Genomic DNA, 14,404 nt, shown 5'->3' with positions numbered 1-14,404 from the left:
CCGAGTCTCCCGCTCCTCGAACCCGCGTCTCCGCAACCAGGATGAGCGCCCAGGCTTACCGGTTGTGGCGATCCGTATTCGATCCGCATCCGGCGCGCACTCGACCCGAGCCAGAGGGTTGACCATGACGGACCCGCTCCGCGAAGCACTCACCTTCGACGACGTGCTGCTGGTGCCGGGCGCGTCGGCGGTGCTGCCGCGCGACGTGAGCGTGCGCACGCGCCTCACACGCGAGATCGCCCTCAGCATCCCCTTCGTGTCGGCCGCGATGGACACGGTCACGGGTCATGCGACCGCGATCTGCATGGCCCAGAACGGCGGCCTCGGCGTGGTCCACCGCAACCAGCCCCCGGCCGAGCAGGCGCGCGAGGTGGCGCAGGTCAAGCGCTTCGAGGCCGGGATGATCGTGGACCCGATCACCCTGCACCCCGAGCAGAGCATCCGCGAGGCGCTGCGGCTGATGGCGCAGTACCGGATCTCGGGCCTGCCGGTGACGCGCGAGGGCAAGGCGGTCGGGATCCTCACCAACCGTGACCTGCGCTTCCTGAAGGACGTGGACCAGGCGGTCTCGAAGGTGATGACGCCGCAGGAGAAGCTCGTCACGGTCGCGCCCGGCACCGACCTCGAGCGCGCCAAGGAGCTGCTCCACCGCCATCGGATCGAGAAGCTCCTGGTGGTGGACGAGAAGGGCGAGCTGCGCGGGCTCATCACGATCAAGGACATCGAGAAGAACGAGAAGTTCCCGAACGCCGCCAAGGACCCCTTCGGGCGCCTGCGCTGCGGCGCCGCGGTGGGGGTCGGGCCGGACCGGATGGAGCGCGCCCAGGCGCTGGTCGACGCCGGGGTGGACCTGCTCGTCGTGGACACCGCGCACGGGCACTCGCAGTCGGTGCTCGACGCGGTGACCGAGATGCGGCGCAGCTTCCCCGAGCTCCCGATCGTGGGTGGCAACGTCGCGACCGCCGAGGGCACCGAGGCCCTGATCAAGGCGGGGGCCTCGGCCGTGAAGATCGGCGTCGGCCCGGGCTCGATCTGCACGACGCGGGTCGTGACGGGGGTCGGCGTGCCGCAGCTCACCGCGGTGCTCGACGCCGCGCGCGTGGCGGCGCGCTTCGACGTGCCGGTGATCTCGGACGGCGGCGTCAAGTTCTCGGGCGACGCCGTGAAGGCGCTCGCCGCCGGCGCCGCGACGGTGATGATCGGCTCGCTCTTCGCCGGCACCGACGAGGCGCCCGGCGAGACCGTCCTCTACCAGGGGCGCACCTACAAGATGTACCGCGGGATGGGATCGCTCGGCGCGATGGCCGACGGCAGCCGCGATCGCTACTTCCAGGACGACGTCGAGGCGGCGAAGCTCGTGCCCGAGGGCATCGAGGGCCGCGTGCCGTACCGCGGCAGCCTGACCAGCAGCATCCACCAGCTGGTCGGCGGCCTGCGCTCCGGGATGGGCTACTGCGGGGCCGCGGACCTCGCGGAGCTGCGCCAGAAGGCGCGCTTCGTGCGCATCTCGTCGGCCTCGCTGCAGGAGAGCCACGTCCACGACGTGGTGATCACGCGGGAAGCGCCGAACTACCGGCTCGAGTAGGGAGGCGCGCGCCGATGTCCGCGGAGGCCCATCGCGATCGCGTGCTGATCCTGGACTTCGGGAGCCAGTACACGCAGCTGATCGCACGGCGCATCCGCGAGCGCGGCGTCTACTGCGAGATCCACCCCTGCCACCTGCCGCTCGAGCGGATCCGGGCCTGGGGCGCGCGCGGGATCGTGCTCTCCGGCGGGCCGGCGAGTGTGCTCGCCCCGGACGCGCCCGTGGCGTCGCCGGAGATCCTCGCGCTCGGCGTCCCGGTGCTCGGCATCTGCTACGGCCTCCAGTGGATCTGCCACACGCTCGGCGGCGTCGTCGAGAAGGCCGACGACCGCGAGTACGGCCGCGCCCAGCTCAAGGTCGAGCGCGACGACCCGCTCTTCGCCGGCTGGGCGGGCGGCGCGCGCGAGCGCACGGTCTGGATGAGCCACGGCGACCGCGTGCTGCGCCTGCCCGCGGACTTCGAGGTGCTGGCGTCGAGCGACCACTCGCCCTTTGCTGCGGTGCGCCGGCGCGGGGCGCCCCTCTACGGCCTCCAGTTCCACCCCGAGGTCGTCCACACCGAGGGCGGCGGCGAGCTGCTCGCGGGCTTCGTGCACGGGATCTGCGGCTGCGGCTCGTCGTGGTCGATGGAGGCCTTCCTCGAGGAGGCGATCGACCGGGTGCGCGAGCAGGTGGGCGAGGGGCGCGCGGTCTGCGGTCTCTCGGGCGGGGTGGACTCCTCGGTCGCGGCCGCCCTCGTGCACCGCGCGGTGGGCGAGCGGCTGCACTGCATCCTGGTGGACCACGGGCTCCTGCGCGAAGGGGAGGCGGCCGAGGTCGAGCGGGCCTTCCGCGACGCGCTCGGGATCCACCTCGACGTCGTCGACGCCCGCGAGCGCTTCCTGCGCGCGCTGGCCGGCGTGAGCGACCCCGAGCGCAAGCGCCGGATCATCGGGCACCTCTTCATCGAGGTCTTCGAGGAGGAGGCGCAGCGTCTGGGCGGCTCCGGGCCCGGGGCGCGGCCGGACTTCCTCGTGCAGGGCACGCTCTACCCGGACGTGATCGAGAGCGTCTCGGTGCGCGGCCCCTCGCAGACGATCAAGACCCACCACAACGTGGGAGGGCTCCCCGAGCGCATGCGCCTCGCCCTGGTCGAGCCCTTGCGCGAGCTCTTCAAGGACGAGGTGCGCGAGGTGGGCCGCCGGCTCGGCCTGCCCGCGGAGCTGATCGGCCGCCACCCCTTCCCGGGGCCGGGCCTCGCGATCCGCATCCTCGGCGAGGTGACGGCCGAGCGGCTCGCGATCCTGCGCCGGGCCGACGCGATCTTCATCGAGGAGATCCGCCGCGCCGGCCTCTACGACCGGATCTGGCAGGCCTTCGCCGTCTTCCTGCCGATCCAGAGCGTCGGCGTGCAGGGCGACGAGCGCACCTACGAGCACACGATCGCGCTGCGCGCGGTCACCTCGGTCGACGCGATGACCGCCGACTGGGCGCGGATCCCGCACGAGGTGCTGGCGCGCGCCTCGAGCCGGATCACGAACGAGGTGCGCGGCGTCAACCGCGTCGTCTACGACGTCTCCTCGAAGCCGCCCGCGACGATCGAGTGGGAATAGGCCGCCGCTCGCACGGGTGAGAGGCGCAAGAAGGGTCGATGCGTCCGTTCACGCACCTCCACCTGCACACCCAGTACTCGCTGCTCGACGGGGCGATCAAGCTCGGGCCGCTGATGGAGCGCGCCGCCGCGCTCGGCATGCCGGCGGTGGCGATGACGGACCACGGCAACCTCTTCGGCGCCGTCGACTTCTACGAGAAGGCGCGCGCCGCGGGCGTGAAGCCGATCCTGGGCTGCGAGACCTACATCGCGGCCGGCTCGCGCTTCGAGAAGGCCGGGCGCGAGCGCGACGAGTCCGGCTTCGACGCGATCCACCATCTCCTGCTCCTCGCGATGGACGAGACCGGCTATCGCAACCTCGTCACGCTGGTCTCCAAGGGCTACCTCGAGGGCTTCTACTACAAGCCCCGCATCGACCTCGACCTCCTGCGCGAGCACGCCGAGGGCCTGATCGCCACCTCCGGCTGCCTCTCGTCGATGGTGTGTCGCGCGATCCTCGACGGCCAGGCCGAGCGCGCCTGGCGCCTGGTCGAGGACTTCGGCCGGATCTTCCCGGGCCGCTTCTACCTGGAGCTCCAGCGCCACGGCATCCCCGCCCAGGACCAGGTGAACGCCGAGCTCGTGAAGATGGCGGCGGACCTGCGGCTGCCGCTCGTCGCCACCAACGACGCGCACTACCTCGAGCAGGGCGACCACCCCCATCACGACGTGCTGCTCTGCATCGGGACGGCCGCGAACCTCGAGGACCCGAAGCGCTTCCGCTTCGACGGCCAGGGCTTCTACGTGCGCGACGGCGACGAGATGCGCGAGCTCTTCCACGACCACCCCTCGGCGGTCGAGGCCACGCTCGAGATCGCCGAGCGCTGCTCGCTCGAGATCGAGACCGGCCGCTACCACCTGCCCGAGTACCAGGTGCCGGCGGGGCGTACCCGCGAGCAGGTGCTCGAGGAGCAGGCCTGGGCGGGGCTGCGCCGCCGCCTCGGCCTCGCGCCCGACGAGCCGATCCCGACGAAGCACCGCGTCTACGAAGAGCGCATGAAGAGCGAGCTCGGCGTGATCCAGTCGATGGGCTTCGCCGGCTACTTCCTGATCGTCGCGGACTTCATCGACTACGCCCGGCGCAGCGGCATCCCGGTCGGGCCCGGGCGCGGCTCCTCGGCCGGGAGCCTGGCGGCCTGGGGCCTTGGAATTACCGGTGTGGATCCGATCGAGTACGACATCATCTTCGAGCGTTTCCTGAACCCCGAGCGGGTCTCGATGCCGGACATCGACGTGGACTTCTGCATGCGCGGCCGCGACCAGGTGATCCGCTACGTCGCCGAGAAGTACGACGGGACCAGGACACCCGCGCCCGACGAGATGCGGGTCGCGCAGATCGCGACCTTCGGGACGCTCCAGGCGCGCGCCGCGATCCGCGACGTGGGGCGCGTGCTCGGGATGCCCTTCGGCGACGTGGACCGGATCGCGAAGCTCGTGCCCGAGACGCTCGGCATCAAGCTCGACGAGGCGATCGCGCAGTCGCCCGACCTGCGCGCGCGGATCGAGGCGGACGGGCAGGTGGCGCGCCTCTTCGAGACCGCGCGCAAGCTCGAGGGCCTGACCCGCCACGCGAGCAAGCACGCGGCCGGGGTCGTGATCGGCACCGAGCCCCTGATCCGCTCGGTGCCGCTCTACCGCGACGCGCGCACCGGCGACGTGATGACCCAGTACGACATGCGCTGCGTCGAGAAGGTCGGGCTGATCAAGTTCGACTTCCTCGGGCTCAAGACGCTCACCGTGATCGCCGACGCCGAGCGCGCGATCCGGTCCCGCGAGCCCGGCTTCTCGGTCGAGGCCGTGCCGCTCGACGACGCCGCCACCTACGACCTGCTCTGCAAGGGCGACACGGAGGGCGTCTTCCAGGTCGAGTCGTCCGGCATGACGGACCTGGTCGTGAAGCTGCGCCCGCGCCAGTTCAAGGAGCTGATCCCGCTGGTCGCGCTCTACCGGCCGGGCCCGCTCAACTCGGGCATGGTCGAGGACTACGTGAACCGCAAGCACGGGATCACGAAGGTCGACTACATGCTGCCCGAGCTGGCCGAGATCACGGCCGAGACCCTCGGGGTCATCGTCTACCAGGACCAGGTGCTGCAGATCGCGAACAAGCTGGCGGGCTACTCGCTCGGCGAGGCGGATCTCCTGCGCCGCGCGATGGGCAAGAAGAAGGTCGAGGAGATGGCGAGGCAGCGCGAGCGCTTCGTCTCGGGCTGCACGCGCAACGGGATCGACGCCGGGCGCGCGGCCGAGGTCTTCGACCTGATCGCCGAGTTCGCCGAGTACGGCTTCGCGAAGTCGCACTCGACGGCCTACGCGCTGATCACCTACCAGACGGCCTGGCTCAAGGCGAACCACCCGCGCGAGTACCTGGCGGCCCTGCTCACGGTCGAGGCGGGCAACCACGACAAGCTCGCCCGCTACATCGCGCACGCCCGCGCGCAGGGGATCGAGGTGCTGCCGCCCGACGTGAACGAGTCCGCGCGGGACTTCACGGTCGCGGCGGGCGGCCTGCGCTTCGGGCTCGCCGGCGTGAAGAACGTGGGCGAGGGCGCGATCGAGGCGATCCTGGAGGCGCGCGGCGCGGACGCGGGGCGCTTCCCGGACCTCTTCGACTTCGCGCAGCGCGTGGACGGCCGGCGCGTGAACCGCCGCGTCGTCGAGAGCCTCGTCAAGTGCGGCGCCTTCGACTCGCTGCACCCGAACCGGGCGGCGGTCTGGGCGTCGCTCGACCCGGCGCTCGAGCGCGGCGCGGCCGCGCAGCGCGACCGCGAGATCGGGCAGGCGAGCCTCTTCGGGGGCACCGCGGCCGCGGCGGCGGGCGAGGCCCCGCGGCTCGCGGAGGCCGCGCCCTGGACGGAGCGCGAGCGGCTCGGATTCGAGAAGGAGCTGCTCGGCTTCTACGTGACGGGCCATCCGCTGGCGGCGGTGGCGCCCGAGCTCGCGCGCTTCGCCGACCTGCGGGCCGGCCAGGCTGCCGACTACGACGGGCGCGAGGTACGGGTGGGAGGCCTCGTGACGGCGCTCCGCGAGACCCGCAGCCGGCGCGGCGAGACGATGGCCTTCGGCACGCTCGAGGACCTCGAGGGCGCCTTCGACCTCGTCCTCTTCCCGGCGCCCTACGCGCGGCTGCGCGCGCTGCTCAAGCGCGCGCTCGAGCCCGAGCCCGGGAGCCCGCCGCTGCCGCTCCTCGTCAGCGGCAAGCTCGAGGCGGGCGACCCGCCGAAGCTGCTCGTGAACGACGCGGTCACGATCGAGGAGGCCGAGGTGCGCTTCGCCAAGCGGCTGCGCCTCGAGGTGGTGGCGGCCGAGGCGAGCCGCGATCGGCTGCTGGCGCTGCGCCAGGCCCTCGGCCAGCATCCCGGCGATTGCCCCGTGCTGCTGAGCGTCCGCATCCCCGGCGAGAGCGAGACCGTGATCGCGCTGCCCGACGCCTGGGCCGTAGACCCGGACGACGGGCTCCTGCGGGCGCTCGACCAGCTCTTCGGCCGGCGCGTGGCGGAGGTGGTGGTATGAGGGGTGCGCGGGCGCTCCGGGTGCTCGCCGTGCTGCTGGCGGTGGCCCGGCCCGCCGCGGCCGAGCTCGTCCAGGTGGACGCGGTCGGGGCGGCGCCGGCGGGCGAGGGCGCGCGCCAGGCCGCACTCGCCTCGGGCCTGCGCGAGGCCGTGCTGCTCGTGGCCGATGAGCTCGCGCGCGAGGGGGGCGCGGCCGTGACCGAGCGCGCCGCGCTCGAGGCGGCCCTCGGCGCCGACCTGCGCGGCTACGCGGTCCAGTACCAGCTCTCCGAGGATCGCGGCGAGCGCCCGGCGCAGCTCGTCCAGGAGCCCGGGGTGGAGCGGGAGTACGTGGTGGTCGTGGCCGCCCAGGTGGAGGCGGGGCGCGTGCGCGAGGCGCTGCGCCGGGGGGGGCTCCTCGGGGCGGCGGCGCCCGGCGGGGTCCACTCGCTCTGGCTCACGATCGAGGGGGTCGAGGCATGGCCGACCTGGGAGCGCGTGCGGCGGGCGCTCGCGGCGCGCGGCAGCGACGTGCGGCCGATCGAGTTCGCCCGCGGGGTCGTCGTCGCCGAGATGCAGACGGACGAGAGCAACGAGGCGCTGGTCGAGCGCCTGCGCCGAGCGGTTGGCGACTCGCTCGGGGTCGCGGTGGCGGCCTCGGCGCCCGGAACCCTGCGCCTGCGCATGGTCGCAGCGGCGTCCCCGGCGCTCGACGTGCCGGGGTCCGAGCCCGCCGCGGCACCTTCCTCCGACCCAGCCCCGGCGCCCGCCACGGACCCTGCCTCTCCGCCCTCTCCGTGACCCTCCGGCAGGGTTCGCGGATTTGACGAACCGCACCCAAAACGGTATCGACTGCGCCACGTTAGGCGGCTTTCTGGCACGTAGCTCAGTGGGAGAGCACTACCTTGACACGGTAGGGGTCGGCGGTTCAATCCCGCCCGTGCCAACCACGGCCTCCCTTCGGCTTCCCGCGCTCCCACGGACATCGAAGAGCCCCATCCCATGACCCTGCCGCGTTCATGAGCGAGATCTCGGTCCGCCTGCCGGACGGCAAGACCCTCGCCGTGCCGGAGGGCTCGACGATCCTCGCCGTGGCGGAGCGCATCGGCCCGGGGCTGGCGCGCGCCGCGCTCGCGGGCCGCGTCGACGGCCGCCTGGTGGACCTGCGCCTGCCGCTCGCGGGCGACTGCGCCGTCGAGATCGTGACCGCGCGCGACCCCCAGGCCGGCGAGGTGATCCGGCACTCGGCCGAGCACGTGATGGCCGACGCCGTGAAGCGCCTGTTCCCGAACGCCCAGATCGACGTCGGCCGCAGCGACCACAGCGAGAAGTTCCAGTACGACTTCCTGGTCGAGCGCCCCTTCACGCCCGGGGACCTCGAGCGCATCGAGGACGAGATGCGCCGCATCCTCGCCGAGGGAGCCACGTTCACCCGGGAGGTGGTGGATCGCGCGGAGGCGAAGGCGCGCTTTGCGGGCCTCGGCGAGCACCTGAAGGTGGCGCGCATCGACGACATCCCGCACGGCGAGCCGATCACGATCTTCCACCACGGCGGCTTCCAGGACCTGTGCCGCGGCCCGCACGTGCAGCGCGCCGACCAGATCGGCGCGGTGAAGCTCGTCGAGCTGGCCGGCGCCTACTGGAGGGGCGACGAGCGCAACCCGATGCTCCAGCGCGTCTACGGGACCGCCTTCGCCACCCCGAAGGAGCTCGACCAGCACCTGGCGCGGATCGAGGAGGCGCGCCGCCGCGACCACCGCCGGCTCGGCCAGGAGCTCGACCTCTTCCACGTGGACCCGCTCTCGCCGGGCTCGCCCTTCTTCCACCCGAAGGGCGTCGTGCTCGTCAACGAGCTGGTCGGCTACGTGCGGAGCCTGTACCCGAAGTACGGCTTCCAGGAGGTGATCACGCCGCAGCTCTTCCGGGCCGAGCTCTTCAAGACCTCGGGCCACTACGAGAACTTCGGCGACGACATGTTCCGCTTCCAGGGCGACGAGGAGGAGGAGCTCTTCGTCAAGCCGATGAACTGCCCCGGCCACTGCGCCTTCTACAACACCGCGAAGCACAGCTACCGCGAGCTGCCGCTGCGCTACGCGGAGTTCACGCGACTGCACCGCAACGAGCGCTCGGGGACCCTGCACGGGCTGTCGCGGGTGCGCTCCTTCGCGCAGGACGACGCCCACGTCTTCTGCATGCCCGAGCAGGTCGAGCCGGAGCTCGCTCGCTTCTTCGAGATGCTCCGCGAGGTCTACGGCGCGCTCGGCCTCGACGACGTCCAGGTGTCGGTGTCGACGCGGCCCGAGCGCTTCATCGGCGCGCCCGAGGACTGGGACCGCGCCGAGCGGCTGCTGGTGCGCGCGGTCGAGGCGGCCGGCTACGCCTGCGGCATCAAGGCCGGCGAGGCGGTCTTCTACGCGCCCAAGGTCGAGTGCGACTTCCGCGACGTGATGGGCCGCACCTGGACCCTCGGCACGATCCAGGTCGACATGTCGGCGCCCGAGCGATTCGACCTGCGCTACACGGGGAGCGACGGCCAGGAGCACCGGGCGGCCATGCTGCACCGCGCGATCCTGGGCTCGCTCGAGCGCTTCCTCGCGATCTACCTCGAGCACACGGCGGGCGACTTCCCGCTCTGGCTCGCGCCCGTCCAGGTGGTGGTGCTGCCGATCGCCGAGCGCCACGCGGCGTGGGGCGCGCGCGTGCGCGACGCGCTGGCCGCGCGCGGGCTGCGCGCCGTCCTCGACGAGCGCAACGAGAAGCTCAACTTCAAGATCCGGGAGGCGGAGACGCAGAAGATCCCGGTGATGGCCGTGGTCGGCGACCAGGAGGTGGCGAGCGGGACCGTCACCCCGCGCCGCCGGCACGGCGCCCAGGGGGCGGCACAGGCGCTGGCCCTCGACGCCTTCGCATCCGAGCTCGCGGCCGCGGTGGCCGAGCGCCGGGCGAGGGCCTGAACCGAACCGTCCCGCGGAGGAACGCGCATCCGATTCCCCAAGCGAGGTGAACGCGACGTCCGGCCCGAGAGCGCCGAGCGTGTCAACGAGCGCATCCGCGCCCGTGAGATCCGTGTCGTCGACGACGACGGGTCGCAGCTCGGCGTGATGACGCCCTGGGACGCGCTCCAGAAGGCGCAGGAGCGCGGCCTCGACCTGGTCGAGGTGGCGCCCGGAGCCAATCCTCCCGTGTGTCGCATCATGGACTACGGGAAGTACAAGTACGAGCAGAAGAAGAAGCAGGCGGCCAGCAAGGCCAAGGCGCATGCCGCCACGCTCAAGGAAGTGAAGTTACGGCCGCGCACCGACGACCACGACCTGGATTTCAAGGTGCGGAGCGCGCGGCGCTTCCTGATCGAGGGCGACAAGGTCAAGGTGACGCTGATGTTCCGGGGCCGGGAGATCGTGCACACCAGCCTGGGCTTCGAGCAGCTCGATCGGGTGAAGGCCATGCTGGCCGACATCGCCAACGTCGAGAGCACGCCGCGGCTCGAGGGGCGGTTCATGTCGATGATCCTGGTCCCGAACCGCGACGCCATCGCACGCCTCGAACGGGCCCGGCAACAGGCCGACGGGACCGGGTCCGGCGAGCCGGGTGCCGGCGGGACGGAAGAGCAGGGAGCGCCGGCCGCCGAGCCGGCGCCGGGAGAGAACTGATGCCGAAGATGAAGACGCACCGGGGAGCGGCCAAGCGCGTGAAGCGCACGGGCACGGGCAAGTTCGTCCGCTCCCAGAAGGGGATGAGCCACATCCTCACCAAGAAGAGCTCCAAGCGGAAGCGCCACCTGCGCGATCGGGTGGTGGCCTCCGCGGTGGACCAGAAGCGGCTCGAGAAGCTGCTGCCGGGCTGAGCCCGGCGGCGCGAGCCGGCGCAAGGAAGGGTCGAAGCATGCCGAGAGTCAAGCGGGGCGTCGCGAAGCGGCGCCGGCACAACCGGATCCTGAAGGAAGCCAAGGGCTATTTCGGCTCGCGGCACCGTCTGTTCAAGGTCGCACGGGAGACCGTCGAGCGGGCCTGGACCTACGCGTACCGCGACCGCAAGCAGCGCAAGCGCGACTTCCGCAGCCTGTGGATCACGCGCATCAACGCGGCGGCCCGCGAGCACGGCCTGTCCTACAGCCAGCTCATGGACGGCCTGCGCAAGGCCGGCGTCGAGATCGACCGCAAGCACCTGGCGGAGCTGGCGGCGGTGGATCCGCAGGCGTTCGCGGCGCTGGTCCAGCGGGCGCGCGCGAAGACGGCCTGACCGGGACGGGCGTGGCGGCCGAGCACGCGAGCCTCGAGGCGCTCGAGGGGCAGGCGCGCGAGGCGCTGGCCGGGGCCTCGAGCCTGCCGGCGCTGGCCGAGGTACGCGCGCGCCTGCTCGGCAGGAAGAGCGCACTCGCCGCGGCGCTGCGCGGGATCGGGCAGCTCTCGCCCGAGGAACGAGCGCGCGCGGGCGAGCAGGCCAATGCGATCAAGACGCGCATCGAGGCGCTCGTCGAGGCGCGCCGCGCCGAGCTCGAGCGGGACGCGCGTGCAAGCGCGCTCGGAGCGCCGCGCCTCGACGTCACGCTGCCCGGCTGGCGCCCGCCGCGCGGTGCGCTCCACCCGGTGACCCGCGTCGAGCGCGACGTGGTGGCCTTCTTCCACGGGCTCGGCTTCTCGGTCGAGGAAGGGCCCGAGGTCGAGAGCCAGTGGAACAACTTCGAGGCCCTCAACATGCCCGCCGACCACCCGGCGCGGGACATGCAGGCCACCTTCTTCGTCGAGGGCGGCCACGTGCTGCGCACCCACACCTCGCCGGTCCAGATCCGCACCATGACCGGTCGCACGCCGCCCTTCCGCTTCATCGCGCCGGGCCGGGTCTACCGCTGCGACCGCAGCCCGCGTCACTCGCCGATGTTCCACCAGGTCGAGGGCTTCATGGTCGACGAGACGGCCTCGTTCGCCGACCTGAAGGGCATCCTCTACGCGTTCCAGCGTCACATGATGGGCGCCGACGTCGAGCTGCGCTTCCGCTCCTCCTACTTCCCCTTCACCGAGCCCTCCGCCGAGATGGACTACCGCTGCCGGATCTGCGCGGGAGCCGGCTGCGCCACCTGCTCGCAGTCGGGCTGGATCGAGGCCGGCGGCTGCGGGATGATCCACCCGGTCGTGCTCGAGCACTGCGGGATCGATCCCGAACGGTGGCAGGGCTTCGCCTTCGGCATGACGCTCGACCGCGCCGCGATGCTGCGCTGGGGCATCCCGAACATCCACCTGCTCTTCGACGGCGACGCCCGCGTGCTGGAGCAGGTCTGATGCGCGTGCCGCTGCGCTGGCTCGCGGAGTGGATCGCGCTTCCGCCCGAGCCGGAGCTGCTGGCGCGGCTCACCCAGGGCGGGCTCGAGGTGGAGGGCGTCGAGCGCGTGGGGCCCGACCTCTCGGGCGTGCGCGTGGGGCTGGTCGTGAGCCGCGAGCGCCACCCGAACGCGGACCGGCTCGCGCTCTGCCGCGTGGACCTGGGCGGCGGCGAGCCGGTCGAGATCGTCTGCGGTGCCCCGAACGTGGCGGCGGGCCAGAAGGTCGCGGTGGCTTCACCCGGTGCCACGCTCCCCGACGGGCGCAAGCTCGAGAAGGCGAAGATCCGCGGCGTCAGCTCCCACGGCATGATCTGCTCGGCCCGCGAGCTGGGCCTCGGTGACGACCAGGCCGGGATCCTCGTGCTCGATCCCGCGGCGCCGGTCGGCGCGCCCCTCGACCAGGTGCTGGCGGCCGGCGATCGCGTGGTCGAGATCGCGCTCACCCCGAACCGCGGCGACTGCGCCTCGCTGCTCGGGATCGCGCGCGAGGTGAGGGCGCACTTCGGAGGCGCCCTGCGCGTGCCGCCCTCCGAGCCGCCCGAGGCCGGGGCGCCGGCGGCCGGCTCGTTCCGGGTCGAGATCGCCGACCCGGAGGGCTGCGCGCGCTACGCCGGGCGGCTCGTGCGGGGGGTCCGGGTCGGCCCGAGCCCGGCCTGGGTCCAGGAGCGACTCCAGGCGGCCGGCCTGCGCGCGATCAACGTCGTCGTCGACGTGACGAACCTGGTGCTGCTCGAGCTCGGCCAGCCGCTCCACGCCTTCGACGCGGCGCTCCTGCGCGGCGGCGTCGTGCGCGTGCGGCGCGCGGTCCCCGGCGAGAAGCTCGCGACCCTCGACGGCGAGTGCCGCGCGCTCGAGCCGGGCGACCTCGTGATCGCCGACGCCGAGCGCGCGATCGCGCTGGCGGGCGTGATGGGCGGCGCCGAGACCGAGGTGGGCGAGCGCACCCGGGACGTCTTCCTCGAGAGCGCCCAGTTCGACCCGACCCGCGTGCGCCGTACGGCGCGCCGCCTGGGCCTCCACAGCGAGGCCTCCTATCGCTTCGAGCGCCAGGTCGACCGCGAGGGCGTGCACCGCGCCTGCGACCGGGCTGCGCGCCTGCTCGCCGAGCTGGCCGGCGGCCAGGTGGCGCCAGGGGTCGTCGAGGCCGCCGGCGCGCCGCTCGAGCCCGTGCCGATCCTCGCGCTCGATCCGGCGCGCGCGAACCGCCTGCTCGGCACGGCCCTCACGCGGGAGGAGATCGTCGCGCTCCTCGCGCGGGTGGACGTCGGGGTCGAGGATCCCCACGCGACGCCGCTCCGCTGTCGGGTCCCGAGCTTTCGCAACGACCTGCGCCGGCCGGTGGACCTGGTCGAGGAGATCGCCCGCATCCACGGCTACGACCGGATCCCGACCACGATGCCGAGCGAGCGACTCGCTCCGGTCGAGGAGGCACGCGCGCGCGTGCTCGCCGGCGCCGCCCGCGACGCGCTCCGCGCCGCGGGGCTCCTCGAGTGCATGACGCTGCCCTTCACGAGCCCGGCGGCGCTCGACGAGCTCGGGCTCGCCGGGGACGACCCGCGCCGGCGCCTGGTGCGGGTGCAGAACCCCCTGACCGAGGAGGAGGGCGCGCTGCGGACCACGCTCGTGCCCTCGATCCTCGCCGCCGTCCGCGGCAACCGGAGCCGGCAGCTCGAGCGGGTACGCCTCTTCGAGCTCGGCGCGACCTTCCATCCCCGGGCGCCCGGCGAGCTTCCCGAGGAGCGGCCGGAGCTGGTGGCGGCGATCGCGGGGAGCGCCGACGGCCTGTGGCAGGCGGGCCCGCCCGTCCCCGTCTACTTCGAGCTGAAGGGCGCAGCAGAGCAGGTGCTCGAGGCCCTCGGGCTCGGTGCCCGCTTCGAGGCCGGCGCCGGCGCGCCCTGGTGGCACCCGGCGGCCAGCGCCAGGATCGAGGTGGGGGGCCGCGTGGTCGGAGGGCTCGGCGAGCTGCATCCCGACGCCGCCGCCCGGCTCGGGATCGACGTCCCCTGCGCCGTGCTCGTGCTCGACCTCGCGGCGCTCGCCGCCGCACGGCCCGAGCCGCACCGCTTCGAGGAGCCGTCGCGCCATCCGCACGTGCGCCGGGACCTGGCCGTCCTGCTCCCGCACGGCGTGGCGGCGGCCCGGGTGCTCGAGGCGATCTGCGCGACGGCGGGCCCGCACCTCGCCGAGGCGGCCGTCTTCGACCGCTACGAGGGCCGCGGCGTGCCCGAGGGGCGCGTCAGCGTGGCCTTCCGGCTCGTGTTCCAGCGGCGCGATCGCACGCTCACCGACGCCGAGGTGACGCGGGCGCTCGAGCGGGTCGTGGGCATGCTGGCAGACCGCTTCCAGGGCGAGCTGCGACAGGGAGGCGACTGAGGTGGGGGACG

Annotated in this window: 10 protein-coding genes and 1 tRNA gene; all 11 read left to right on the top strand. The window is 73.1% G+C overall.

The annotated features are described in order from the left end of the window. Positions 1 to 124 precede the first annotated feature (124 nt). The 11 genes from guaB to pheT all read left to right on the top strand — a co-directional run bounded on the left by guaB (position 125) and on the right by pheT (position 14,393). Positions 125 to 1,585, top strand: a complete 1,461-nt coding sequence (gene guaB / locus OZ948_00615; GenBank protein ID MEB2343225.1) for an IMP dehydrogenase — start codon at positions 125 to 127, stop codon at positions 1,583 to 1,585. Positions 1,586 to 1,599: 14 nt separating this feature from the next. Then, complete coding sequence (gene guaA / locus OZ948_00610) at positions 1,600 to 3,177, top strand: glutamine-hydrolyzing GMP synthase (GenBank protein ID MEB2343224.1); 1,578 nt, start codon at positions 1,600 to 1,602, stop codon at positions 3,175 to 3,177. A 38-nt stretch (positions 3,178 to 3,215) separates the two neighbouring features. Continuing rightward, positions 3,216 to 6,725, top strand: a complete 3,510-nt coding sequence (dnaE, locus tag OZ948_00605) for a DNA polymerase III subunit alpha (protein ID MEB2343223.1) — start codon at positions 3,216 to 3,218, stop codon at positions 6,723 to 6,725. Beyond that, positions 6,722 to 7,504, top strand: coding sequence for a hypothetical protein (locus OZ948_00600; protein ID MEB2343222.1), 783 nt, complete (start codon positions 6,722 to 6,724; stop codon positions 7,502 to 7,504). The genes dnaE and OZ948_00600 overlap by 4 nt, the downstream gene beginning before the upstream one ends. Positions 7,505 to 7,578: 74 nt before the next feature. Next, positions 7,579 to 7,653 (top strand) — tRNA-Val (locus tag OZ948_00595). 69 nt (positions 7,654 to 7,722) lie between these two features. Next, on the top strand, positions 7,723 to 9,657 hold the full coding sequence (thrS, locus tag OZ948_00590) for a threonine--tRNA ligase (GenBank protein ID MEB2343221.1): 1,935 nt from the start codon (positions 7,723 to 7,725) through the stop codon (positions 9,655 to 9,657). Positions 9,658 to 9,684: 27 nt separating this feature from the next. Next, the gene (infC, locus tag OZ948_00585; protein ID MEB2343220.1) at positions 9,685 to 10,353 is read left to right on the top strand and encodes a translation initiation factor IF-3; all 669 of its coding nucleotides are present in this window, start codon (positions 9,685 to 9,687) and stop codon (positions 10,351 to 10,353) included. Then, positions 10,353 to 10,547 (top strand): 50S ribosomal protein L35, encoded by a 195-nt coding sequence (rpmI, locus tag OZ948_00580; GenBank protein ID MEB2343219.1) that lies wholly within the window; start codon positions 10,353 to 10,355, stop codon positions 10,545 to 10,547. The genes infC and rpmI overlap by 1 nt, the downstream gene beginning before the upstream one ends. Positions 10,548 to 10,585: 38 nt before the next feature. Further along, the gene (rplT, locus tag OZ948_00575) at positions 10,586 to 10,942 is read left to right on the top strand and encodes a 50S ribosomal protein L20 (protein ID MEB2343218.1); all 357 of its coding nucleotides are present in this window, start codon (positions 10,586 to 10,588) and stop codon (positions 10,940 to 10,942) included. 11 nt (positions 10,943 to 10,953) lie between these two features. Next, positions 10,954 to 11,979 (top strand): phenylalanine--tRNA ligase subunit alpha, encoded by a 1,026-nt coding sequence (gene pheS / locus OZ948_00570; protein ID MEB2343217.1) that lies wholly within the window; start codon positions 10,954 to 10,956, stop codon positions 11,977 to 11,979. Next, positions 11,979 to 14,393, top strand: a complete 2,415-nt coding sequence (pheT, locus tag OZ948_00565; protein ID MEB2343216.1) for a phenylalanine--tRNA ligase subunit beta — start codon at positions 11,979 to 11,981, stop codon at positions 14,391 to 14,393. Before pheS ends, pheT begins: the two co-directional genes overlap by 1 nt. Positions 14,394 to 14,404: the final 11 nt, after the last annotated feature.

Source organism: Deltaproteobacteria bacterium (genome assembly GCA_035063765.1).
Classification (GTDB): Bacteria; Myxococcota_A; UBA9160; order UBA9160; family PR03; genus CAADGG01.
This window is presented reverse-complemented; position numbering and strand designations above follow the sequence as displayed.

Excerpts from the sequence above, each read along its gene's own strand:
- OZ948_00600 (MEB2343222.1), top strand. The coding sequence starts at position 6,722 with ATGAGGGGTGCGCGGGCGCTCCGGGTGCTCGCCGTGCTGCTGGCGGTG.
- guaB (MEB2343225.1), top strand. The coding sequence starts at position 125 with ATGACGGACCCGCTCCGCGAAGCACTCACCTTCGACGACGTGCTGCTG.
- thrS (MEB2343221.1), top strand. The coding sequence starts at position 7,723 with ATGAGCGAGATCTCGGTCCGCCTGCCGGACGGCAAGACCCTCGCCGTG.
- rpmI (MEB2343219.1), top strand. The coding sequence starts at position 10,353 with ATGCCGAAGATGAAGACGCACCGGGGAGCGGCCAAGCGCGTGAAGCGC.
- pheT (MEB2343216.1), top strand. The coding sequence starts at position 11,979 with ATGCGCGTGCCGCTGCGCTGGCTCGCGGAGTGGATCGCGCTTCCGCCC.
- rplT (MEB2343218.1), top strand. The coding sequence starts at position 10,586 with ATGCCGAGAGTCAAGCGGGGCGTCGCGAAGCGGCGCCGGCACAACCGG.
- guaA (MEB2343224.1), top strand. The coding sequence starts at position 1,600 with ATGTCCGCGGAGGCCCATCGCGATCGCGTGCTGATCCTGGACTTCGGG.
- dnaE (MEB2343223.1), top strand. The coding sequence starts at position 3,216 with ATGCGTCCGTTCACGCACCTCCACCTGCACACCCAGTACTCGCTGCTC.